Source organism: Kiloniellales bacterium (assembly GCA_030064845.1).
GTDB lineage: Bacteria > Pseudomonadota > Alphaproteobacteria > Kiloniellales > JAKSDN01 > JASJEC01.
Window position 1 is genome coordinate 43,434 of record JASJEC010000050.1, and the last position, 21,851, is coordinate 65,284.

The following is a 21,851-nucleotide window of genomic DNA, read 5'->3' on the forward strand; positions in this document are numbered from 1 at the left end:
ATAACAATTCTTGTTGAACGAATGTTTTAAGTCAGGGACTCGGCGTGGTCCGGCAGATCGGGGTCGACCGTCAACCAGGGAATCCGGGCCGAGGTCCAGATATTGCCGCTCGCCTGAAAGGCCTCTGGGTGATCCAGGCTGCCGAGCGTGATGTCGATGTCGTCGGGGCTGAAGCGGGTCCAGAAGCTGATCTGGGTGCCGCAGTTGCCGCAGAGGCCCCGCCGCGCGTGGGCCGAAGAGTCGTAGTCGTGCAGGCTCCCGCGGGTGATCGCGAAGCCGCCGATCGGCAGGGTGAGCCAAGTGACCATGAGCGCGCCGCTGGCCCGGCGGCACATCCGGCAGTGACAGTGCACCACCGAGGAAATCGGCTTGGTCAGCGCGTAGCGGACGCGGCCACAGAGGCAACCGCCCTCGACGTGTTGTTCCGTCATGCTCGGACTCCCTAGAGCGGATCATGTTTTGACGGAAGAGCAGATTCATCGAATCCGGATCTGCTCTAGGGCCGCGCCTTGCGGCCCGCGGTCAGACGGCGGCCAGTTCGAGGACCACAGGGGTGTGATCCGAGGCCTTCTCCCTGGCTCGTGGTTCCTTGTCGATCTCGCAGGCCACCAGCCGGTCAGCGGCCTGGGGCGAGAGCAGGAAGTGATCGATCCGCAGCCCGTTGTCGTTCTGGAAGGCCGCGCCCGTGTAGTCCCAGAAGGAATAGACCCGCGGCTGATCATGCAGCGCCCGCCAGGCTTCAGTCAGGCCCAGGTTGACGAGGCGCCGGAAGGCCCGGCGCGACTCGGGCCGGCAGAGGGCGTCGTCCTTGAAGCCGACCGGGTCGTACACGTCGTCGTCGGTCGGGCAGACGTTGTAGTCGCCGCCGAGCACGAAGACCGATTCCCGCGACAGGAGATCGCGCGTATGGCTCTCCAGGCGGTCCATCCAGCGCAGCTTGTAGCCATACTTCGCGCGGTCTGTGGTCGGGTTGCCGTTCGGGAGATAGAGCGAGGCGACCCGGAGCCCGAAGGTCGTCGCTTCCGCATAGCGCGCCTGCTCGTCTTCGGGCTCCTCCGGCAGGCGGGTTACCGGATCCTCGAGCGGCTCGCGCGACAGGATGGCGACGCCATTGTAGCTCTTCTGGCCAACGACCAGACAGTTGTAGCCCAGGGCCTCGATTTCGAGCCGCGGAAAGTTGTCCTCCACGCACTTGATTTCCTGCAGCAGGACGACATCGGGTTCCGCCGCGCCGAGCCATTCCAGCACGTTTCCGATGCGCGCCTTGACCGAGTTGACGTTCCAGGTGGCGATCTTGACCACGGCGCTTACTCCGGACGGGCCGACGGGGCGCGTGGCCTGAACCCCGGCGGGTCGTCAGATGGCAAAGGAGGACCCGCAGCCGCAGGACGAGGTGGCCTGCGGGTTCTTGATCTGGAACGAGGCGCCGATCAATTCCTCGACATAGTCGATGGTGGACCCGTTCAAGAGATCCAGAGACGCCTCGTCCACCACCACCGTGACCCCGTCCCGTTCGAAGGTCCGGTCGTCCTCGTTCTTACGGTCGTCGAAGGAGAAGCCGTACTGGAACCCCGAGCAGCCGCCGCCGGAGACCGCGACACGCAGCATCAGGCCGTCCCGCTGCTCCTGCTCGATCAGGACGGAAACACGCCGGGCCGCGCTATCGGAGAGCGTCAAGGTGGGTGCGCTGACTTCGTTCATCGTAACCATAATCCCGGAGTGGTGGCTTCCGCGTCGTTGGCGCCATTCTAGCGCATAGGCTTTCATTTGGCATCCCGGCGGTGGTTTCCAAGTCCCCTTGGGTTAGAGCAGTTTCACCGGGTTTGAAGAACTGCTTCTGGCGATTCCATCGAACCCGGATCTGCTCTAGGGTGCCGCCATGACCGATTCGGCCGACCTCGCGCCCTACGCCTGCCACGCGGCGCAGAGCCGGGGCCGGCTGTTCCCGGAACCCGAGAGCCCCAACAGGTCCTGCTTTCAGCGCGACCGGGACCGCATCATTCACAGCGGCGCCTTCCGCCGGCTCAAATACAAGACCCAGGTCTTCGTGTATCACGAGGGCGACTACTATCGGACCCGGCTCACCCACTCGATCGAAGTCGCCCAGATCGCCCGCTCGGTCAGCCGCCACCTCGGTTTGAACGAGGACTTGGCGGAAGCCTTGGCGCTGGCCCACGACCTCGGACATACGCCTTTCGGCCACGCCGGCGAGGACGCCCTGCATGCCGCCATGAAGGATCACGGCGGTTTCGACCACAACGAGCAGACCTTCCGGATCCTGACCCAGCTGGAGAAGCGCTACGCCGAGTTCGACGGTCTGAACCTCACGTGGGAGACCCTCGAGGGCACCGTGAAGCATAATGGGCCGCTCCTGGCCCAGGAGACGGGTGAGGGGACGGGCGAGGGCGCTCCCGGTCCCGAACTGCGGCCCTCTATCGCGGCCTTCTGCGCGCGGTTCGACCTGATGCCGGCGAGCTATCCCTCGGCCGAGGCCCAGGTCGCCGCGCTGGCCGACGACATAGCTTACAACAGCCACGATCTCGACGACGGGCTGCGCGCCGGACTGTTCGATCTGGCGGATCTGGCCGAGGTGCCGCTGGCCGGTCCGCTCCTGTCCGGCGTGCTGCAACGCTATCCCGGCCTCGACAATGGCCGGGTCATCCACGAAACGACCCGCCGCGTGATCGACGCCATGGTCCGCGACCTGCTCGAGGAGACCTCGCGGCGCCTCGTCGAGGCCGACCCGCGCGATCCCGAGGACGTGAGAGGTCTCGGTCGGCCGGTCGTCAGCTTCTCGCAAGCCATGGCTGACCAGGACCGCGGCCTCAAGGCATTCCTGTTCCGGCACATGTATCGCCACTACCGGGTGAGCCGGATGGCCTCGAAGGTCGGGCCGGTCGTGACCGATCTTTTCGCGTTCTACCTGAGGCGGCCCGACTGCCTGCCGCCGGAATGGCAAGGGGAGCAGGCCGGTGTCCCGGAATCAGAGCGGGCCCGGGTCGTCGCCGACTACATCGCCGGCATGACCGACCGCTTCGCGCTGGCCGAGCACCAGAAGCTGTTCGACGTCTACGCCAAGATCTAGCCGGCTCGGCTCGGTGGCCAATTCCTTTCCAAACATGATTAAGGGACATTTAAGGATTGCTGTTGAAACTCGCGGATAAGCGGCCCGTAGGCTCCGCGTCGTTATCCGAGGGCGCGCAGCGCGGCGGAGCGACGAACGTTATCGTGGGAACACGAGCCTGATGTGGCAATTTCGGAACATGACCGAGCAACGGCTTGACCGACTCGCGGCGGATTGTTCTGATGCGTTACGGGGCTCAAGCGAACTCGCTGTCACAACGAAAAAGAAGGGCCTGACCTTGCTGGACCCTGTTCGGGCCATTGCAACGCTCCAAGCTTCCATTCAGGCCGCTCGAGAGATAGCGGAACCGCTCTGTCGCAGCGGATTGCGCCGCACAACACTGTTTTCGGGGCTGCAGAGCGCCGCTGTCCGGCCCGAGGAGCGAAAATGAAGGCATTCGAAAAATGGCCCGAGTTCATGCGGAGTGGTTCCCAGCCCTCCGCGTCGGCGTCCCGTGAGGAAGGCGAGCTCGAACTGGATACGGCGGTCGAGGTAAAGCCGCGCCGGAAGCCGCAGCAGGGTCGCCGGGTTCTGCGCGCCCAGGGCAGGGCGGCGCCGCAGGAAGGGCGCGGGCGACGCCTGGTCTCGATCTTCATGATTGGCGCGATCGTCGGTGTTGTCGGCGTCGGCGGGTTCCTCGGCTACAAATGGTTCTTCGGCGGCGGTGGTTCCGACGTTCCTGTGATCCAGGCGATGGATGACCCTGTCAAGGTCAAGCCCGAGAATCCGGGTGGCCTGGAGGTACCGTACCAGGATCGCCTGGTGCTCAATCAGCCGGCCAACGGAAGCCCGCCCGTGGTGGAACGGCTTTTGCCGCCACCGGAGACGCCGAAGCCGGTGGTCGACACCACGGCCGCGGCGCGGCCGGCGGTGACGGGCAGCGGCACGACCGGCGTGGGCTCGATCACGACCTCGCCCGGCGGGAGTTCCAGCTCACAGTTCCAGGGTCAGATTCAACCTCGGACCCAGGCCCGACCGCCGGCTCAAGCGCAACCCGCGCAGCCGCGGACCCAGGCCGGCGGCTCCGGCACGACGACCGCTGCCTCCACGCTGGCGGCCGCCCCCAGCGCCGCTGCTCCGGCCGGGGCCGCTCAGCCGCCCGCCAGCCCGGCGCGGCAGGTGCAGGCGGCCTTGCCGAGGGCCAAAGCGACGGCGCCCGCGAAGGGCAGCTACCTGTTGCAGCTGGGGTCGTTCAATTCGAAGCAGGTCGGCGAAGACGCCTGGAGCCGCTTCCAGAGTAAGTTTCCGGACCTGCTCGCCGGCATGGTGCTCTATCTCCAAGAGGCGGACGTCAACGGCCGGACCTACCACCGGGTCCAGGCTGGGCCGTTCCCGAACCGCGCCACCGCGATCGACCTCTGCGCGGAGCTGAAGTCCCGCAAGCAGGACTGCCTGGTCGTCAAGCGGTAGCGCCGTGAGCCATCGCGCCGTCATTTTCGGCTGCGAAGGTCTTGTCCTGACGCCCTGGGAAAAGGGGTTCTTCGGCGAGACCGATCCCTTCGGGTTCATCCTCTTCGCCCGCAACTGCGACTCGCCGGGGCAGGTTCAGGCTCTGGTGCAGTCGCTCCGCGAGAGCGTCGGCCGCGACGATGCTCCGGTTCTGATCGATCAGGAAGGCGGGCGGGTGCAGCGCCTCAAGCCGCCGCACTGGAGAGCGGCCCCAGCCTCGGGCCGCTTCGGACGCCTGGCCGAGGTCGATCTGGCCGCCGCCCGAGAAGCCGTTGACCTCAACGCCCAGATCATCGCCGCCGAACTCGCGGCCCTGGGCATAGATGTGGACTGCCTGCCGTGCCTCGATCTGCAGAGGCCCGAGGGCCACGCGGTCATCGGCGACCGCAGCTTCGGGCCCGAGCCCTCGCTGGTCGCGGACCTCGGGAGGGCCTGCTGCGCCGGCCTGATGACCGGCGGCGTGCTGCCCGTGATCAAGCACATGCCCGGCCACGGACGGGCGGTGGTCGACAGCCATCTGGAGCTGCCTCGGGTCGCCGCGTCCCGCGACGAATTGGAGGCGTTGGACTTCGTTCCGTTCCGCCATCTGGCCGATATGCCACTCGGCATGACGGCCCATATCGTTTTCGAGGCGATTGATCCCGATCAGCCGGCGACGACGTCGGCCGTCGTCATCGAAGAGGTCATCCGCGGCAGCATAGGCTTCCAGGGCCTGCTCCTGACCGACGATCTCTCCATGGAGGCGCTCGACGGCACGATCGGCGACCGGGCGACGCGGGCGCTCGGCGCCGGCTGCGACATCGCGCTCCACTGCAACGGAGAGCGCGACGAGATGGAAGCGGCCGCCAAGGCGGTCGGTCCCATGACCGGTTCGGCCGCACGCCGATGGCTGGACGCGCGTGGCCGCCGGACGTCGGCCGCGCCGGGCGATATCGAGACCCTGTCCGCACGGCTTGACGACCTGATGCGCGTCGCCTAGCCCGCGTTTCTCGGCGTCGAAGGCCTCGACCGTAGCCTCGGCTACGCTCTTCGCCCGTCTCCTTGCCGGGCGACCCGCCTGAACGCGACGCAGGCCATGGACACGGCGAGAAATGCGGGCTAGACCGGCGCAATGGACTTCGAGCCCTGGGGCCTTCTCTACACTGCTTCGGTCTGGGTCTTGCCCGTGCTCCTGGCGATCACCCTGCACGAGGCGGCCCACGGCTACATCGCCTGGCGCCTGGGCGACGACACGGCCTACCGTCTGGGCCGGGTCAGCTTCAACCCGCTTCGCCATGTCGACGGCTTCGGCACGGTCTTCCTGCCGGCGGTTCTGCTCTTGGTTCGGGCGCCTTTCCTGTTCGGCTGGGCAAAGCCGGTCCCCGTGGCGTTCCATCGGCTGCGCCAGCCGAAACGCGACATGGTGCTGGTGGCGGCCGCGGGTCCCGGGGCCAATCTGCTGCTGGCGACCGCGTCGGCGCTGCTGCTTCACCTAGTCCCGCTGTTTCCAGGTTCCCTGGGTGGATGGCTGGCCGCGAATCTGTTTAACTCGATCCTCATAAATCTCGTCTTGGCGGTGTTCAACATGCTGCCTCTGCCGCCGCTCGATGGTGGACGCGTCGCTGTCGGCCTGCTGCCGCCCCCGCTGGCGGTGCCCTTGGCGCGGCTCGAACGCTACGGCCTGCTGATCCTGATCGGCATCATCTTCCTCTTGCCCTACGTCGGCCGCCAACTGGGCTACGACCTCGAGGTGTTTCACTGGGTGGTATGGGTCCCGGTGGAGTATCTCCTCGGGTTCTTCCTGCAGCTGGCGGGGCTCGGTATGGAGGGCGCGCTGTGAGCGAGGGGCCGCCTCCCGTGGAGCCGTGGGAAGATCCTGTCCGCACGACCAGCGACGACTTCGTTGTCGACCTGGACGGCTACGACGGACCGATCGACGTGCTGCTGAAGCTCGCCCGCGAGCAGCGGGTCGACCTGACGCGCATCTCGATCCTGGCGCTGGCCGATCAGTACCTCGAGTTCGTCCGCCGCTCGTCCCGCCTGCGCCTGGAGCCGGCGGCGGACTACCTGGTGATGGCCGCCTGGCTGGCCTACCTCAAGTCCAAGCTGCTGCTGCCCGAGCCGGAGGACCCGGAGGAGCCGAGCGCGGCGGAGATGGCCGCGGCGCTGCGCCACCGGCTGCAGCGGCTCGAGGCCATGAAGGAGGCGGGGCGCAAGCTGCTGACGCTGCCGCGCCTGGGGCAGGAACGCTTCAGCCGCGGGGAGCCGGAAGGCCTGAAGCGGGTAACCAGATCCCGCCACGACGCCACGCTCTACGACCTGCTCAAGGCCTACGGAGAGATCAGGGGCCGCGCCCGGGTCAGCGTGCTGCAGGTGCCGGCCTCCGATTTCTTCTCGGTCGAGCAGGCGATGAACCGCCTCACCGGCTTGATCGGCGAGACGCCCGGCTGGCGCTCGCTGGCGGCTTTCCTGCCCGCCGACCTGCGCGGTGGGCTGATCTGGCGCTCGGCGATCGCGGCGACCTTCGCGGCCAGCCTGGAACTCTGCCGTGAAGGCAAGTTGAAGGTGCGCCAGGACCAGAGCTTCGGGCCGATCTTCGTCAGCCCGCAGGGGCCGGAATCATGAGCGAGCGATTCCAGCATCTGCGGCTGCTGGAAGCGATACTCTTCGCCGCCGCCGAGCCCCTCAGCCGCAGCGACCTGGCCCGGCATCTGCCGGAGGGCGTCGATCTCGATGGTCTCCTGGAGGAGCTCCGCGCGCGCTACGCGGATCGCGGGGTCCACCTGGTCCCCGTCGGGCAGCGCTGGGCCTTCCGCACGGCGCCGGACCTCTCGTCCCTGATGTTGGTCGAGCGGGAGGTAGTGAAGAAGCTGTCGCGCGCCGCCCTGGAGACCCTTGCGATCATCGCCTACCACCAGCCGGTGACACGGGCCGAGATCGAGGAGATCCGCGGCGTCGCCCTGTCGCGCGGGACGCTCGACACACTGCTCGAAACCGATTGGATCAAGCCGAAAGGGCGGCGCCGGACACCGGGACGCCCGGTGACCTGGGGCACGAGCGACGGCTTCCTGGACCACTTCGGGCTCGAGAGCCTGGAGGCATTGCCCGGCGTCAAGGATCTCAAGGCCGCCGGCCTGCTGGATTCCCGTGTCGTGCCCGCCCCCGACTTCCCCGGCGAAAGCGAAGACGCGGAGCCCGAGGGCGAGGGATCGGAAGACCCCTGGGAGATGCTGGCGGCCGAATTCGGCGACGAGGGCGAGAAGGGTTCCACCGCAGCGGGCGAGAAGGCCGCCCAGGCCGCCGCGGACACCAAGACCCCCGGTTCCTGAGCACAGGCATTGAATGTGCGAGTCATTCGCAATACCGTGCGCCATGCGCGACGGCGAGAACAACCCTAGACCATGACGGAGGACGCGCTCCGGCTCGAGGGCGTCAGCCACGCCTACGACGAGGTGTTGGCGGTCGACAACGTGAGCCTGGCCGTGGCCCGCGGCGAGGTCGTCTGCCTGCTCGGGCCGTCGGGCTGCGGTAAGACGACGGCGCTCCGGATCGCCGCGGGGCTCGAGCCCCTGCAGCGCGGCCGAGTGACCTTGGCCGGGGTCGAAGTGGCGGGTCCTGGACGAAATCTGCCGCCGGAACGGCGCAGTATCGGGCTCGTATTCCAGGACTACGCCCTGTTCCCCCATCTCTCGGTCGCCGACAACGTCGCTTTCGGCCTGCGCGGATTGGGCGCGGAGGCCCGGCGCCAACGGGTCGAGAGCTGCCTGCGTCAGGTCGGCATGGCCCACGCCGCGGCGTCCTTTCCCCACACCCTTTCCGGCGGCCAGCAGCAGCGTGTCGCCCTGGCCCGGGCCCTGGCGCCGGAGCCCAAGGTCATGCTGCTGGACGAGCCCTTCTCCGGGCTCGACTCCCGGCTGCGCAACCAGGTGCGCGACGAGACCCTGCATCTGCTCAAGGAGAGCGGCGCGGCGACCCTGATGGTCACCCACGACCCCGAGGAAGCCATGTTCATGGCCGACCGGGTCGCCGTGATGCGGGCCGGCAAGCTGATCCAGGTGGGCCGGCCGGCCGATCTCTACTTCGCTCCGGCCGACGCCTTCGTGGCCGGTTTCTTCGGAGAAATCAACGAGTTGCAGGGGGTCGTTCGAGACGGCCGGGTGACCACGCCGTTCGGCGAGGTCGCGGCCCCCGATATGGCCGAGGAAACGCCCGTGAAGGTCCTGATCCGACCCGAGGCTCTGCGTCTCCAGCCCCTCGGCCCCGAAGCCGGCGACGAGGGCGTGGGCACCGCGCGGGTCCTGGCGTCGCGCATGCTCGGCCGCAGCAGCCTCGTGCATCTCAGCGTGAACGGCACGTCCGAGGGCCTCCACCTGCACGCCCGGGTCCCCGGGCGCTTCCTGCCGACGGAGGACCAGAAACTGGTGGTCCACCTGGACCAGTCCCAGGCCTTCGTTTTTCCCCTGGCGGCATCCGAGGCCGGGGCCGCGACGCCCGCCACGGAGCCCTAAACTCCCGATCCGGCCCAGATCCGGCCCAGATCCGGAAAGATTGCGGCATCCGGGCCTTTTTGCCATAGTCCGCGCCAGACGGGCCTGGGCCCGGAGCGACAAGGGAGAACCCGGCAACATGGGTACATTTAGCGTTTGGCATTGGCTGATCGTACTCGTGGTCGTGCTCGTGCTGTTCGGCGGCGGCGGCAAGATCCCCCGGCTCATGAAGGACATGGGCAAGGGCATCAACGCCTTCAAAAAAGGTCTGAAGGAAGACAAGCAGGACGGCGAAGACGAGGAAGACCAGAAGGTGATCGCGAAGGACGAGCCGGCCGCGGCTAGGGTGGCGGAGAAGCAGAAGGAAAAGACCGGAACCGACGGTTGACGCCGCGGTGACCGCGAGATCTTCCTTCAACTGCTCGTAGCGGACCATGTTCGAAATCGGCCTAGGCTGGATGGAAATGGCCTTGATCGCCCTGCTGGCGCTCATGGTCATCGGCCCCAAGGAACTGCCGAAGGTCCTGCGCTCCATGGGCCATTGGATGCGCAAGGTCCGCGGGCTGGCGCATGAGTTCCAGTCGGGGCTCGACGACATGGTGCGGGAGGCCGACCTCGAGGAGACCAGGAACGCGATCAACAAAACAAAAAATATGAATATAAACAAAATAATAGAAGACACGGTTGATCCAGAAGGTGAAGTCGCGGAAGAAGCCAGGAACATCGCGGAGTCCTCGCGCGCGACGCCTGCGAAGCCGGACGCCGGCGACCCGAATACCGCGGATCGTGCGGAGACGGAAGGGGCTGGGGGCGGCGCGGAGGACAAGGCCGAGGACACGGACAAGGACAAGCCTGAAGCCGGGGGCCGCGAGGCCAAGGTCATCCACCATCCGGCGCAGGTCGCGCCGGCGCATTCCGTGACGCCGCCGGCGGAGCCCGAGGTCGAGACGGCGAGCGGCGGCGACGGCGAGCAGAAGCGGGCATGAGCGCGCAGGAGGCGGAAGGCGGCAAGATGCCGCTGCTCGAACATCTGATCGAGCTCAGACAACGACTGCTCTACAGCTGCATCGGCCTCCTGCTGGCTTTCCTGGTCTGCTTCTACTTCGCCCAGCCGCTCTTCGCCTTTCTCGCCGACCCCCTGCTCGAAGTCCTCGAGGACCAGGGCCAGGACCGTAAGCTGATCTACACGCACCTGCTCGAGGTCTTCATCACCGACATCAAGGTCGCTTTCTTCTTCGGCGCTTTTTTCAGCTGCCCGATCTTCCTGACCCAGTTCTGGCTGTTCGTCGCGCCGGGCCTCTACAAGGACGAAAAGACCGCGCTGGCGCCCTTCCTGATCTGCTCGCCGATCCTGTTCTTCCTCGGCGGCGCCCTGGTCTATTTCATCATCATGCCGCTGGCCTGGGAGTTCTTCGCCGCGCTCACCGCCAGCAGCAACAGTGAGAGCATGACCATCGAGCTCCTGCCCAAGGTCAACGAGTACTTCTCCCTTGTGATGACCCTGATCTTCGTCTTCGGGCTCTGCTTCCAGCTTCCCATCGTCATGACCCTGCTGGCCAAGGTCGGCCTCGCCACCTCCAAGGGCATGGCACGAAAGCGGAAGTACGCCATCGTCGGCGTGTTCATCGTGGCGGCGATCTTCACGCCGCCAGATCCGATCAGCCAGATCAGCCTGGCGGTCCCGATCGTCATCCTCTACGAGGTCTCGATCTACATGGCGAAGCTGGTCGAGAAGAAGCGCGGCGACGACGAGTTCGACGACGACGACGAGGACGACACCGCGCCGGCGGCGGCGACCTGACTCTCAGACCCCTAGAGCGGATCATGTTTAGTTGGAAACCACTACGTGGTTTCCAACTAAACATGTAAATCCGCTCTACATCTCAGGTTTAGAGCAGATTCACCGGGTTGATGGATCGCCCGAGGCGATTCCATCAAACCCGGATCTGCTCTGGGGTCGGGCGTTTCCCCGGTGGACAGCGCGGAGTCACTGCCCCTATAAGAGCGCCGTCGTATTTCGAGCCGAGCCCGAGTCGTCATGTTCGACATCAAGTGGATCCGCGAATCCCCGGAGGCCTTCGACCAGGGCCTCAAGCGGCGCGGCCTGGAGCCCCTGTCGGGGCAGGTCATCACGCTCGATGCGCGCCGGCGCGACGCCGTGACCGCGCTGCAGGACCTGCAGGCGCGGCGCAACGAGGCGTCCAAGGCGATCGGCGAAGCCAAACGGAAGGGCGAGGACGCCGCCGAGCTGATGGCCGAGGTGGCCGACATCAAGAAGACCATGGCCGAGAGCGAGGCCGAGGAGCGCCGGGCCGAGACCGAGCTGACCGAGCTGCTGGAGGGACTGCCGAACACGCCGGCCGAGGAGGTGCCCGACGGTCCCGACGAGGCGAGCAACCGCGAGGAGCGGGTGTTTGGCGCGCAGCCGGCCTTCGACTTCGAACCCAAGCAGCACTTCGAGCTGGGCGAGGCGCTCGGCCTGATGGACTTCGAGACCGCGGCCAAGCTCTCCGGGTCGCGCTTCGTGGTGCTGCGCGGCGCCTTGGCGCGCCTACACCGGGCCTTGGCGCAGTTCATGGTCGACCGCCATACCGAGCAGAACGGCTACACCGAGGTCAATCCGCCCCTGCTGGTGCGCGACCAGGTGCTCTACGGCACCGGCCAGCTGCCCAAGTTCGCGGAGGACCAGTTCCGCACTGGCGAGGGCTACTGGCTGATCCCCACGTCCGAGGTGCCGCTGACCAACCTCGCGGCCGAGGAGATCCTCGACGAGTCCGACCTGCCGATCCGGGTCACGGCCCATACGCCCTGCTTCCGCTCTGAGGCGGGATCCGCGGGCCGTGATACCCGCGGCATGCTGCGTCAGCATCAGTTCGAGAAGGTCGAGCTGGTCTCGATCGCCCACCCGGACCATTCGGATCAGGAGCTGGAGCGCATGGCCGGCTGCGCCGAGGGCGTCCTGCAGGCGCTCGGCCTGCACTACCGGGTGGTGACGCTCTCGACCGGCGACATGGGCTTCTCGGCGCGCAAGACCTACGACCTGGAGGCCTGGCTCCCGGGCCAGGGCGCCTACCGTGAGATCTCGAGCTGCTCCAACTGCGGCGACTTCCAGGCCCGCCGCATGAAGGCGCGCTACCGGCCCACCGGCGAGAAGGGGACCCGTTTCGTGCACACCTTGAATGGATCGGGCGTCGCGGTCGGCCGTGCGCTGATCGCGGTGATGGAGACCCACCAGCAGGCCGACGGCAGCCTCGGCATCCCGGAGGTCCTCCGCCCCTACATGGGTGGCCGAGACGTGATCGCCGCCGATGGTTGACCGCCCCACCGATCTCGCCAAGGCGCGGATCCTGGTCACCAACGACGACGGCATTCTCGCGCCGGGGATCGAGACGCTGACCGGGATCGCCCGGTCGCTCGCGGACGACGTCTGGGTCGTCGCGCCGGAGAGCGAGCAGAGCGCGGCGAGCCACTCCCTGACCCTGCGCCGGCCGCTGCGCGTCCGCAAGTACGAGGAGCGCCGCTACTCGGTGGACGGGACGCCGACCGACTGCGTGCTGGTGGCGCTGCACGAGCTGATGAACGATCGGCCCGCCGACCTGGTGCTCTCGGGCGTCAACCACGGCGTCAATCTGGGCGAGGACGTGACCTATTCGGGCACCATCGCCGCGGCCATGGAAGGCGCCCTGCTCGGTGCCCGGGCGATCGCCTTCAGCCAGATGCGCGAGGACGACGGCATGATCGACTGGCGCACCGCGGCCCGCTTCGGACCGGACATCGTGCGCCGGCTCTACGACCATCAGTGGCCGTCGGAAGTCCTCTACAACGTGAACTTCCCGCCGGGCGGGCCCGACTCGGTCCAAGGCATCCGCGCCTGCCGTCAGGGTCGCCGCGACACGGCGATCGAGATCTTCAAGGGCAAGGACCCGGCCGGGCGCGACTACCTCTGGGTCGGGGACTTTTCCAGCGACGAGACATCGCAGCCCGACACCGATCTGGCGGCAATCTTCGACCAGTCGATCTCGGTCACGCCGCTGCACCTGGACCTGACCCATCGCGAAACGCTTGACAGCCTCGAGGGGATCTTCCCGTGAGCCTGGAAGCGCGGCAGATCCGTCTGATCATGGACCTGCGGCGGGCCGGCGTTTCCGATACCAGGGTGCTCTCGGCGATCGAGCGGATCCCGCGCGACGTCTTCGTGCCGGCCCCTTTCCGGGACCAGGCCTACGAGAACCGGGCGCTGCCGATCGATCAGGGGCAGACCGTCAGCAAGCCCGAGGTGGTTGCCGTGATGACCGAGGCGCTGGCGTCGGACAAGCGGTGCAAGGTGCTGGAGGTCGGCACGGGCTCGGGTTACCAGGCCGCCGTGCTGTCGCGTCTGTGCCGCCGGCTCTACAGCGTGGAGCGCTTGGCAAAGCTGCTCCGGACGGCGGAGAAGCGCTTCGCCCAGCTGCGCCTCCATAACATCACGACGCGCGTCGGCGACGGCTCGGCGGGCTGGCCCGCACAGGCCCCGTTCGACCGGATCATCGTCACAGCCGGCGCGCGCGACGTGCCGCCGCAGCTGGCCGACCAGCTTGCCCCGGGCGGCGTCATGGTGATTCCGGTCGGCGCGCACGGCCGCCAGGAGCTCCTGCGCCTGGTGCGACACGGGGACGGCTTCACCGAGGAGAACCTCGGCTCGGTCCGCTTCGTGCCCCTGGTCACCGCGGACCGGCCGGAAGACCGGCGGCCTTCAATGCCGGCTGGACCCCGCGGCGCGACTCTGTCATGAATTGAATCGAGCGTGGGGTTTTCGTTCGAAGCCCCGAGGTCGTGGCATGGTGAAACGCGTCGATTGCCATGAGGACCCGCCAGGATAGGCCCGCGTTTCGCGGGCTTCGCCTTACGATGACGGCCGTTCTCGCGGCGGCCGCACTGTATGGCTGCGCCATCCCCCTGAACGAAGAGGACCTGGCGGCCTACAAGGAGCGCCAGGCGGCGCGTTCGGGCGCCGTCGCGACGGCCGACCAGACCGAGCCCCGGCCCGCCGTGGGCGCCGTCGGTCGATCCGGCGCGTCGTCGGCGCCGGTCGAGACAGTCGACCGGACGCCGCTGGAGGCGAGGGGCGGGACCCGGCTGGACCCGGTCCCCGCCGCGAAGCCGGGGGACGGTTCGGTGCACGTGGTGAGCGCGGGCGACACCGTCTACGCGATTTCCCGCAAGTTCGGGGTGCCGCCGAAGAAGATCATCGCCCACAACGACCTGGCGGCGCCCTACACGCTGAGCATCGGTCAGGAGATCAAGATCCCCGGTCGGGCGCAGCCCGGTCAGTCGCAGGGCCGCCACGTGGTGGCCAAGGGCGACACGGTCTACGGCATCGCGCGGCGCCACGGCGTGCCGCTGCGCGCCCTGATCGACGCCAACCGCTTGCCGCCGCCCTACACCCTGGTGATCGGCCAGGCGCTGGTCGTCCCGACCGTCCGGCAGCACCGCGTCTCCAAGGGCGAGACGGTCTACTCCATCGCGCGGCGCTACGATGTCGACCTGCGCGAGCTGGTCCGGCTCAACGGCATCGATCCGCCCTACACGATCAGGCCCGCCGAGAGCCTGGTCCTGCCGGGACGGCGGCCGGATCCCAAGGTCGCCGCCGTCAGGAGCGCCGCCGCGACCGGCCAGAACCGGACGGCCAGGGCGGCGCGACCGAGCCCGCCGCCCGCCGCCATCCCCAAGCCGCCGCCGCGCGCGCGCAGCACCTTCCTCTGGCCGGTCTCCGGTACCGTGATCCTGGGCTACGGGCCGAAGAAGGACGGGCGCCACAACGACGGGATCAACATCTCCGCGCCGCGCGGCACGCCCGTGCGGGCGGCCGAGAACGGCGTGGTCGCCTACGCCGGCAACGAACTGCGGGGCTTCGGCAACCTCGTCCTTGTCAAGCACCAGGGCGGTTGGGTCACCGCCTACGCCCACACCGAGCAGATCGAGGTCCGCCGCGGCGACACGGTCAAGCGCGGTCAGACCATCGGCCGCGTCGGCTCGACCGGCAGCGTCGCCGAGCCGCAGCTCCACTTCGAGCTGCGCAAGGGGACCAGGGCCGTCAACCCGACCAAGCTGCTGGGGCCGAAGACCGCCGATAGAAACTAGTAGTTGGGCCGTTCCGGGCAGTCAGGGTCGAGCGGGTAGATCGGCCGGCGCACCTTCTTGAAGGTGAAGAGGCTGTTGTCGCTGCTGGTGACGCCGACGCCGTTGCAGGGGATTTCGTGGCTGGCGATGGCGCGAAAACCGGCCCGGTAGTGGATCCGCGACTTGAGGATCAGGAAGCGCTTGGCGGTCGGCTCTATGCCGAGGCTGCGGAAACACCCCAGGTCATAGGGCTCGGTGTGCCGGGAACAGACGACGATCTGCACCTTGCCGGTGTCGAGCACGGCGGACTTTCCCATGGACGTCAGGGTGCCGCGCCCCATAGGCACGGTGACCACGAAATCGCCGTCGGTGATGGCGCGGACCCTGCCGCTCAGGCGCAGCGGTTCGCCCGCCTTGCCGATCTCGGGCATGTCGGTCTTGCCGCCGAGATCGAGGGTGATCTCCTGGCCGACGCCTGCGGCTTCCATCTCGGCGACCGCCTGGGGATCGCAGATGCCGAACATGGCGACATCCTCGAGCCCCTGGTCGATGACCTCGCGCAGGACGGCCACGGTGTCCTGGGTGCCGCCCGAGGCGGAGTTGTCAGCGTGATCGAGCAGGATGACCGGACCCTCGGCCAATTGCCCGGCGCGCGCGATGGTCTCGGCCAGGGGCTCGGAATCGAACAGCCATTCCGCCTTCTCCTCCCAGGCCCGCTGGAGCAGCCGCTCGCAGGCGGCCTCGGCCCAGGCCCGGTCGCCGTCGGCGACGGTCACCGCCGAAAGCCCCGCGTGGCGGATATCGGCGAGCGGGAAGCCGCCGAACACGCTCGCGGCGAGCAGGCCCTTGGCCTCCTCGCCGCGGGCCATGTCGATCAAGGGGCCCATGGGCCGGTCGTCGTGGCCCATCCTGAGGGTTTGGGCCAGGATCGGGCGTTGGCCCCAGGCCATGACCGGGGTGACCTCGCCTTTCAGCGCCGAGACCAGGATGCGCCCGGCATGGGCGCCCGCCTCGTACATGTCGACGTGAGGGTAGGTCTTGTAGCCGACCAGAACGGTGCAGTTCTCGACCATCTCGCGGGTCATGTTGGCGTGGAGATCGAGGCTGACGGCGATCGGCAGATCCGGTGCCAGCGTCCGAAGGCGCTCGAGCAGCGTACCCTCGCCGTCGTCCGTGGTCTCGGCGACCATGGCCCCGTGGAGGTCGAGGAAACAGAGATCGCAACCCGTCTCGACCGCCGCGCAGATGGCGTCGCACATGGTGTCGTAGGCCGCGGCGTCGACGTACCCGCTGGGCGCCGCATTGCCCGCGATCGGTGTCACGATCTCCATGCCTTCGCCGTCGGCGACATCGAGAAAGGCTCCGATCCCGGTGCCGGTCCCCTTGAACCGCCGGTAGACCTCCGGCCCGGTCGGCACGTCGGGGCTGCCGAAACGCTCGAGCGGTGTCGGCACAGGCGAAAAGGTGTTGGTCTCGTGCTCCATCATGGCGACGACGGCGCGCAGCTTCATGGCGGCCACCTCCTCTTTGCTACTCCCGGCCCGGCAGCGGCGTGTCCGGAACGGTCAGTAGAGCCGTTTGCCGGGGCGGCGGGCAAGGCCCTGGTCGCAAGGTCAGGCGGCGACGTCTGGGCTCGGCCCGGCCGATCGGACGTGGCTTGGAACTTCGGTCAGCGTGGCGAAAAGATCGGCAGGGGCTCCGAGAGCCCCTTCAGGGCGTGCGTCCCCAGAGTCTCGAGCGGTACATCCAAGAGCTTGGCGACCGGTTCGGTGAACAGAATTGGACGGCCGAGCGGCTTGCTGAGACCCTCGACGCGGCTGACCGCGTTGACCGCTTTGCCGATCACGGTGAAGTCAAGCCGGCGCGGGGCCCCGAGATTGCCGAAGAAGACGTCGCCGCGATGCAGGGCAATGCCGGTCCGCAGCGGCCGCCAGCCGTCGATCTCCGCGAGCTGACTCTTGTCTTCGTTGAGCAGGTCGAGTTCGGAAAGCGCGCTCCGGGCGGCGGCGAGGGCGGCACGGGCGGCCGCCTGTTCGGTCTCGAAGGCCGAAAAGGGAAAGACCGCCAGAAGGCCGTCGCCGATGAACTTCAGCACCTCGCCATCATGGGCCATGACGGCCCCGGCGAGGCGCTCGAAGTAGGCGTTGAGAACCGAGAGCACATCGCGGTCGTCGAGGCGGTCGGCGAGGTCGGTGAATCCGCGCAGATCGGAGGCCCAGATGATCGCTCCGATGGGCGCTCCCGATCCCCGCTTGATCGAGCCCTGGAGCACCTGGCTGCCGGCGGCGTCGCCGAGGTAGGTGTTGACGAGGTTCTCGGCGATGCGTGCCGCGATGTGGCGGGCGACATGGAGCGCGAGTAGGCGGAGAAGCCGGTCGATGTTTGAGATCTGCTCCGCCGAGAACCCTTCGGCCTGGCGGGTCGCGACGGTCGCCGCGTTGTGATAGTCGCCGCCCGCGCTGAGCGGCATTGCCAGGTACTCGACGATCTCCTGTCGGGCCAGGTCGGCGAGCAGGCCCTGCTCCGGGACGTCCGGCGCGTCGGTGCGGCCGCGAAACGTCTCGCCGTGCTCGATGACCCGATAGAGCGGGTTGCGGCGATAGGCATCGCTCCCCAGGACCGCTTCGTCGACCTTCACCTCATCGCACAGGCCGTCGTCACGGCTCCAGTTCCAGGCGTAGCCGAAGAGCTGAGGATGCAGCGTCCCGACATGCAAGCTGGCCCGGTCGAGGGGCAGGCCGGCCGCCACCAGCCGCCAGACGAAGGACTGGAAGACCTCCAGGAGGTCACCGTGATCGGCCGCCTCGCCCAGCAGCCAGCTCTCGACTTCGGCCAGGCTCGGCCGGCCCAGCGCCTCGAGATCGAAGCGGCCGCGGCGCAGCAGGGTGACGAAGGAGGGGTAGCTCCGCGGTGCCGGGTCCGGGGGTTCACCTGTCATGGCCGCACCCTCCGCCGGATCGCCAGGTCAATCCAGCCGCTTGCCGAGGCGGCCGGCCAGATCCTGGATGTACTGCCAGGCGACCCGGCCCGAGCGGCTGCCGCGCGTGATCGCCCATTCCTTGGCCTCGGCGTGCAGTTCCTCGTCCGGCAAGTCGAGGCCGTAGCGCGTCGCATAGCCCTCGACCATGGCGAAATAGGTGTCCTGGTCGCAGTTGTGGAAGCCGAGCCAGAGGCCGAAGCGGTCCGACAGGCTGACCTTCTCCTCGACCGCCTCGGAGGTATGGATAGCCGTGGAACGCTCGTTCTCGATCATGTCGCGGGGCATGAGGTGGCGGCGGTTCGAGGTGGCGTAGAAGATCACGTTGGCCGGGCGGCCCTCGATCCCGCCCTCCAGGACGGCCTTCAGCGACTTGTAGCTGGTGTCCGCGTTGTCGAAGCTGAGGTCGTCGCAGAACAGCACCGCGGCGCGCTCCTCGCCTCGCAGGCGCTGCAGCAGGCGGGGCAGGGAAGGGATGTCCTCGCGGTGGATCTCGACCAGAATCAGCCCGGCGAAGCCCTCGCGCGCCGCCCGCGCGTTGACCTCGGCGTGGACCGCCTTGACCAGCGAGGACTTGCCCATGCCGCGGGCGCCCCACAGCAGGGCGTTGTTGGCCGGCAGGCCGCGGGCGAAGCGCAGGGTGTTCTCGAGCAGCGTCTCGCGCTGGCGGGCGATGCCCTGGAGCAGCACCAGGTCGACCCGATTGACCGCGGCTACCGGCTCCAGGGTCTCGCGCTCGGCCTGCCAGACGAAGGCCTCCGCCGCGCCGAGGTCCAGGGCCGGCTGGGCCGGCGGACCGATTCGCTCGAGGGCGCTGGCAATCCGCTCCAGCGCGGCTCCCAGGTCGTCAATCTGCGGGACGGCGCCGTTCGGGCCGGCCGCCTTCTTCTTGGTCATGGCCTTACTCCAGGGGGCTTCAGCGCCCACGGGCCGGCGACACTAGCCCACATTTCTCGGACTATCCATGGCCTGCGCGGCCCGTGGCCTGCGCGGCGCCGTGCCTCCGTCGGGCCGGGAACGCCGCGCGCCGCGGTCCGGGCGCATCGGGTGAGCGGCTCGATGCCGCCTGATGGGAACAGAAAACCGCCCGGGGGTCGCGCCCGGATGGGGTGCGGGCGCCCCCTTTCCGGGGCCGTTCCGCCGGCCCCGGCCGCCGTTGCAATTCGGGGGCGGCGGGGTATAGTCCGCCGGTTCAGGCCGCCGCGACGGAGGCCGTCGTGACGGGGAAGGGCTTATCCATGTTTATCTCGCCAGCCTATGCTCAGGCCGCCGGAGCCGATGGCGGTTCGGCCATTGCCACGTTCTTGCCGCTGATCCTGATTTTCGTGGTGTTCTATGTGCTGCTGATCCGCCCGCAGCAGAAGAAGATGAAGCAGCACCGCGCCATGGTCGAGGCGCTGCGGCGCGGCGACAAGGTCGTCACGGCCGGCGGCCTGATCGGGACCGTCAGCAAGGTCGTCAGCGACAGCGAGCTGGAGGTCGAGATCGCCGAAGGCGTCAAGGTCAAGCTGGTACGCGGCACGGTGAGCGAGGTGCTGAGCAAGCCCGAGCCCGCCAAGGCCAGCGAAAAGAAGGGTAAGGGCGAAGCCCCGGCGCCGGCCAACGACCCCGGCAAGGGCAGCAGCCTGCTCGATCGCTTCCTGGGCGGCGGCAAGAAGAATTGACGGCCGGCCCGGCGGGCCCATCTAGCCGAAAGAAGACCCCGGCGAGGATTGCTAGCGTTCCATGGTCAACATCCCCAGATGGCAGGTCATCTTCGTCCTCGGCGTGGTGCTGATCGGCCTGATTTTCGCCAATCCCAACCTCTTCTCCGAAGAAGCCGTCGAGGCCTGGCCCGACTGGGTCCCGCGCAAGCAGATTAACCTCGGACTCGATCTCCAGGGCGGCTCCTATCTGCTGATGGAAGCCGATCTCGATAAGGTGGTGCTGCAGCGCTACAAGACCGAGTCGCGGGCGCTTAGGCGTGAGTTCCGCGAGGCGCGCATCGGCTATCAGGGCGGCATGCGGGTCACCGGCGAGGGCATCACGATGAAGCTGCGCGACCCGGCGCAGCTCAGTGCCGCGCGGGAGATCATCCGTGACCTCTCGGCGGAGTACGAGACCACCACGAGCGACGAGGGCGAGATCCGCATCGCCTTCACCGATCAGGCGCTGCTCCAGTTCAAGAACAACATCATGGAGCAGGCCCGTCAGGTTCTGGAAATCCGCATCAACGAGACCGGCCTCAGCGAACCGAGCATTCAGCGCCAGGGCGAGCGTCGGGTTCTGATCCAGGCGCCTGGCGCCGAAGACCCGGAAGAGCTGAAGGAGATCATCGGGCAGACGGCCCGGCTCGACTTCCGCTCGGTGCGGCTCGACGTCTTACCGGGGCGGGATCCGATCCCGCCGGGCGCCGAGGTGCTGCCGGAGAGGGTGGAAACCGACCAGGAAGGCAACCCGATCAGGGAACCGCAGCTCTTCGTCGTCGATGAGGCCGTCGTGATCAGCGGCAAGAACCTGGTCGACGCCCAGCCGAGTTTCGACCAGAACACCAGCCAGCCGATCGTCACCTTCCGTTTCGACTCCTTGGGCGGCCAGCGCTTCGGCCAGTACACGGCGGAGAACGTCGGCCGGCCTTTCGCCATCGTGCTCGACGACAAGGTGATCAGCGCGCCGCGGATCAATGAGCCGATCCTCGGCGGCAGCGGCCAGATCTCTGGCCAGTTCACGGTCCAGGAGACCAACAGGCTGGCGCTGCTGCTTCGCGCCGGCGCGCTGCCCGCCGACATGACCATCCTGGAGGAGCGCACGGTCGGGCCGGGGCTGGGCCGGGATTCGATCGAGGCCGGCGCCATCGCCTCGGTCCTCGGACTGGTCTTCGTGATTCTCTTCATGGCGATCAGTTACGGCCGCTTCGGGCTGATCGCCGACATCGCTCTCGTCGCCAACCTGGTCCTGATCGTCGCCGCCCTGTCGGGCCTCCAGGCGACGCTCACCCTGCCGGGGATCGCCGGGATCGTTCTGACCATCGGCATGGCGGTCGATGCCAACGTGCTGATCTTCGAGCGTATCCGAGAGGAGATGTCGCTGGGCCGGGGCCCTGTCACGGCGATCGATGCCGGCTATCGTCGCGCCATTACCACGATCCTCGACTCGAACTTCACGACGTTGATCGCGGCTGTGCTGCTGTTCTATTTCGGGTCCGGCCCGGTCAAGGGTTTCGCCGTGACCCTCTCGATCGGCATCATCACCTCGATGTTCTCGGCCATCATGGTGACGCGCCTGATTCTTGTCGCCTGGCTGCGCAAGACGCGGCCCCAGGCCTTGCCGATCTAGCCGCGCGGAGCGAAGGCCATGGCGCTGATCAAACGCATCCCGATCGAGCCGAAGTTCGACTTCATGTCGAAGCAGAACCTCTTCCTGATCTTCTCCGCCGTCTTGATCCTCGGTTCGGTTCTCCTTGTCCTGACCCGCGGCCTGAACTTCGGCGTCGACTTCCGCGGCGGCATCCTGATCGAAGTCCAGACGGACGGCCCGGCCGACCTGTCATCGATGCGCGCGGACCTGGGCGGACTCGGCCTGGGCGAGGTGACCCTGCAGACCTTCGGCGAAGAGGATGACGTTCTCATCAACATCGAACGCCAGGAGGGCGACGAGAAGGCGCAGATCGCCGCCATCGAAAGGGTGAAGGAGGCGCTGGGCGACCGGGTCGTGGAGTATCGCCGCACGGAGTTCGTCGGCCCCAAGGTCGGCAGCG

Annotated in this window: 22 protein-coding genes and 1 pseudogene; 17 read left to right on the top strand and 6 right to left on the bottom strand. The window is 67.8% G+C overall.

The genetic code is table 11. The annotated features are described in order from the left end of the window. Positions 1-26 precede the first annotated feature (26 nt). The 3 genes from QNJ67_16005 to erpA form a co-directional block, all read right to left on the bottom strand. A complete protein-coding gene (locus tag QNJ67_16005) occupies positions 27-431 on the bottom strand; it encodes a GFA family protein (GenBank protein ID MDJ0610479.1) in 405 nt (134 codons plus the stop codon). A gap of 91 nt (positions 432-522) precedes the next feature. Further along, a complete protein-coding gene (xth, locus tag QNJ67_16010; GenBank protein ID MDJ0610480.1) occupies positions 523-1,302 on the bottom strand; it encodes an exodeoxyribonuclease III in 780 nt (259 codons plus the stop codon). Positions 1,303-1,356: 54 nt separating this feature from the next. After that, positions 1,357-1,701: an iron-sulfur cluster insertion protein ErpA gene (gene erpA, locus QNJ67_16015; GenBank protein ID MDJ0610481.1), complete on the bottom strand. Its 345-nt coding sequence runs from the start codon at positions 1,699-1,701 to the stop codon at positions 1,357-1,359. Between the two features lie 178 nt (positions 1,702-1,879). On the opposite strand from erpA, the gene QNJ67_16020 reads away from it, so the two are divergent. The 14 genes and pseudogenes from QNJ67_16020 (at position 1,880) to QNJ67_16085 (ending at position 15,159) form a co-directional block, all read left to right on the top strand. Next, positions 1,880-3,085: a deoxyguanosinetriphosphate triphosphohydrolase gene (locus QNJ67_16020; protein MDJ0610482.1), complete on the top strand. Its 1,206-nt coding sequence runs from the start codon at positions 1,880-1,882 to the stop codon at positions 3,083-3,085. Positions 3,086-3,511: 426 nt separating this feature from the next. After that, positions 3,512-4,534, top strand: a complete 1,023-nt coding sequence (locus QNJ67_16025) for an SPOR domain-containing protein (protein MDJ0610483.1) — start codon at positions 3,512-3,514, stop codon at positions 4,532-4,534. Positions 4,535-4,538: 4 nt separating this feature from the next. Continuing rightward, complete coding sequence (gene nagZ / locus QNJ67_16030; protein ID MDJ0610484.1) at positions 4,539-5,552, top strand: beta-N-acetylhexosaminidase; 1,014 nt, start codon at positions 4,539-4,541, stop codon at positions 5,550-5,552. A 132-nt stretch (positions 5,553-5,684) separates the two neighbouring features. Beyond that, a complete protein-coding gene (locus QNJ67_16035) occupies positions 5,685-6,392 on the top strand; it encodes a site-2 protease family protein (GenBank protein ID MDJ0610485.1) in 708 nt (235 codons plus the stop codon). 17 nt (positions 6,393-6,409) lie between these two features. Then, positions 6,410-7,177, top strand: coding sequence for a ScpA family protein (locus QNJ67_16040; protein MDJ0610486.1), 768 nt, complete (start codon positions 6,410-6,412; stop codon positions 7,175-7,177). Next, positions 7,174-7,881, top strand: coding sequence for an SMC-Scp complex subunit ScpB (scpB, locus tag QNJ67_16045; protein ID MDJ0610487.1), 708 nt, complete (start codon positions 7,174-7,176; stop codon positions 7,879-7,881). The genes QNJ67_16040 and scpB overlap by 4 nt, the downstream gene beginning before the upstream one ends. A gap of 72 nt (positions 7,882-7,953) precedes the next feature. Next, complete coding sequence (locus QNJ67_16050) at positions 7,954-9,060, top strand: ABC transporter ATP-binding protein (GenBank protein MDJ0610488.1); 1,107 nt, start codon at positions 7,954-7,956, stop codon at positions 9,058-9,060. Between the two features lie 118 nt (positions 9,061-9,178). Then, positions 9,179-9,337 (top strand): annotated as a pseudogene (gene tatA, locus QNJ67_16055) (twin-arginine translocase TatA/TatE family subunit). 160 nt (positions 9,338-9,497) lie between these two features. Beyond that, positions 9,498-10,025, top strand: coding sequence for a Sec-independent protein translocase protein TatB (gene tatB / locus QNJ67_16060; protein ID MDJ0610489.1), 528 nt, complete (start codon positions 9,498-9,500; stop codon positions 10,023-10,025). Continuing rightward, positions 10,022-10,840, top strand: a complete 819-nt coding sequence (gene tatC, locus QNJ67_16065) for a twin-arginine translocase subunit TatC (protein MDJ0610490.1) — start codon at positions 10,022-10,024, stop codon at positions 10,838-10,840. The genes tatB and tatC overlap by 4 nt, the downstream gene beginning before the upstream one ends. Before the next feature lie 237 nt (positions 10,841-11,077). Then, entirely contained in the window at positions 11,078-12,355 is a 1,278-nt protein-coding gene (serS, locus tag QNJ67_16070; GenBank protein ID MDJ0610491.1) for a serine--tRNA ligase, read from the top strand. Then, entirely contained in the window at positions 12,348-13,130 is a 783-nt protein-coding gene (gene surE, locus QNJ67_16075; GenBank protein MDJ0610492.1) for a 5'/3'-nucleotidase SurE, read from the top strand. The genes serS and surE overlap by 8 nt, the downstream gene beginning before the upstream one ends. Beyond that, on the top strand, positions 13,127-13,810 hold the full coding sequence (locus tag QNJ67_16080) for a protein-L-isoaspartate(D-aspartate) O-methyltransferase (protein ID MDJ0610493.1): 684 nt from the start codon (positions 13,127-13,129) through the stop codon (positions 13,808-13,810). Before surE ends, QNJ67_16080 begins: the two co-directional genes overlap by 4 nt. A gap of 116 nt (positions 13,811-13,926) precedes the next feature. After that, positions 13,927-15,159, top strand: coding sequence for a LysM peptidoglycan-binding domain-containing M23 family metallopeptidase (locus QNJ67_16085; protein ID MDJ0610494.1), 1,233 nt, complete (start codon positions 13,927-13,929; stop codon positions 15,157-15,159). Here QNJ67_16085 and QNJ67_16090 read toward each other — a convergent pair. From QNJ67_16090 to QNJ67_16100, 3 genes are all read right to left on the bottom strand, one after another. Continuing rightward, positions 15,156-16,649 carry a M81 family metallopeptidase gene (locus tag QNJ67_16090; GenBank protein MDJ0610495.1) on the bottom strand — a complete coding sequence of 498 codons (1,494 nt, stop codon included), beginning with the start codon at positions 16,647-16,649 and terminating at the stop codon, positions 15,156-15,158. The genes QNJ67_16085 and QNJ67_16090 overlap by 4 nt on opposite strands. A 158-nt stretch (positions 16,650-16,807) precedes the next feature. Further along, positions 16,808-18,076, bottom strand: coding sequence for an adenylate/guanylate cyclase domain-containing protein (locus QNJ67_16095; protein ID MDJ0610496.1), 1,269 nt, complete (start codon positions 18,074-18,076; stop codon positions 16,808-16,810). 27 nt (positions 18,077-18,103) lie between these two features. Further along, the gene (locus QNJ67_16100; GenBank protein ID MDJ0610497.1) at positions 18,104-19,012 is read right to left on the bottom strand and encodes an ATP-binding protein; all 909 of its coding nucleotides are present in this window, start codon (positions 19,010-19,012) and stop codon (positions 18,104-18,106) included. Between the two features lie 341 nt (positions 19,013-19,353). On the opposite strand from QNJ67_16100, the gene yajC reads away from it, so the two are divergent. From yajC to QNJ67_16115, 3 genes are all read left to right on the top strand, one after another. Beyond that, the gene (gene yajC / locus QNJ67_16105; protein ID MDJ0610498.1) at positions 19,354-19,779 is read left to right on the top strand and encodes a preprotein translocase subunit YajC; all 426 of its coding nucleotides are present in this window, start codon (positions 19,354-19,356) and stop codon (positions 19,777-19,779) included. A 61-nt stretch (positions 19,780-19,840) separates the two neighbouring features. Next, a complete protein-coding gene (gene secD, locus QNJ67_16110) occupies positions 19,841-21,430 on the top strand; it encodes a protein translocase subunit SecD (protein MDJ0610499.1) in 1,590 nt (529 codons plus the stop codon). Positions 21,431-21,448: 18 nt separating this feature from the next. Next, on the top strand, positions 21,449-21,851 hold a 403-nt coding region (locus QNJ67_16115; GenBank protein ID MDJ0610500.1), incomplete at its 3' end, for a protein translocase subunit SecF.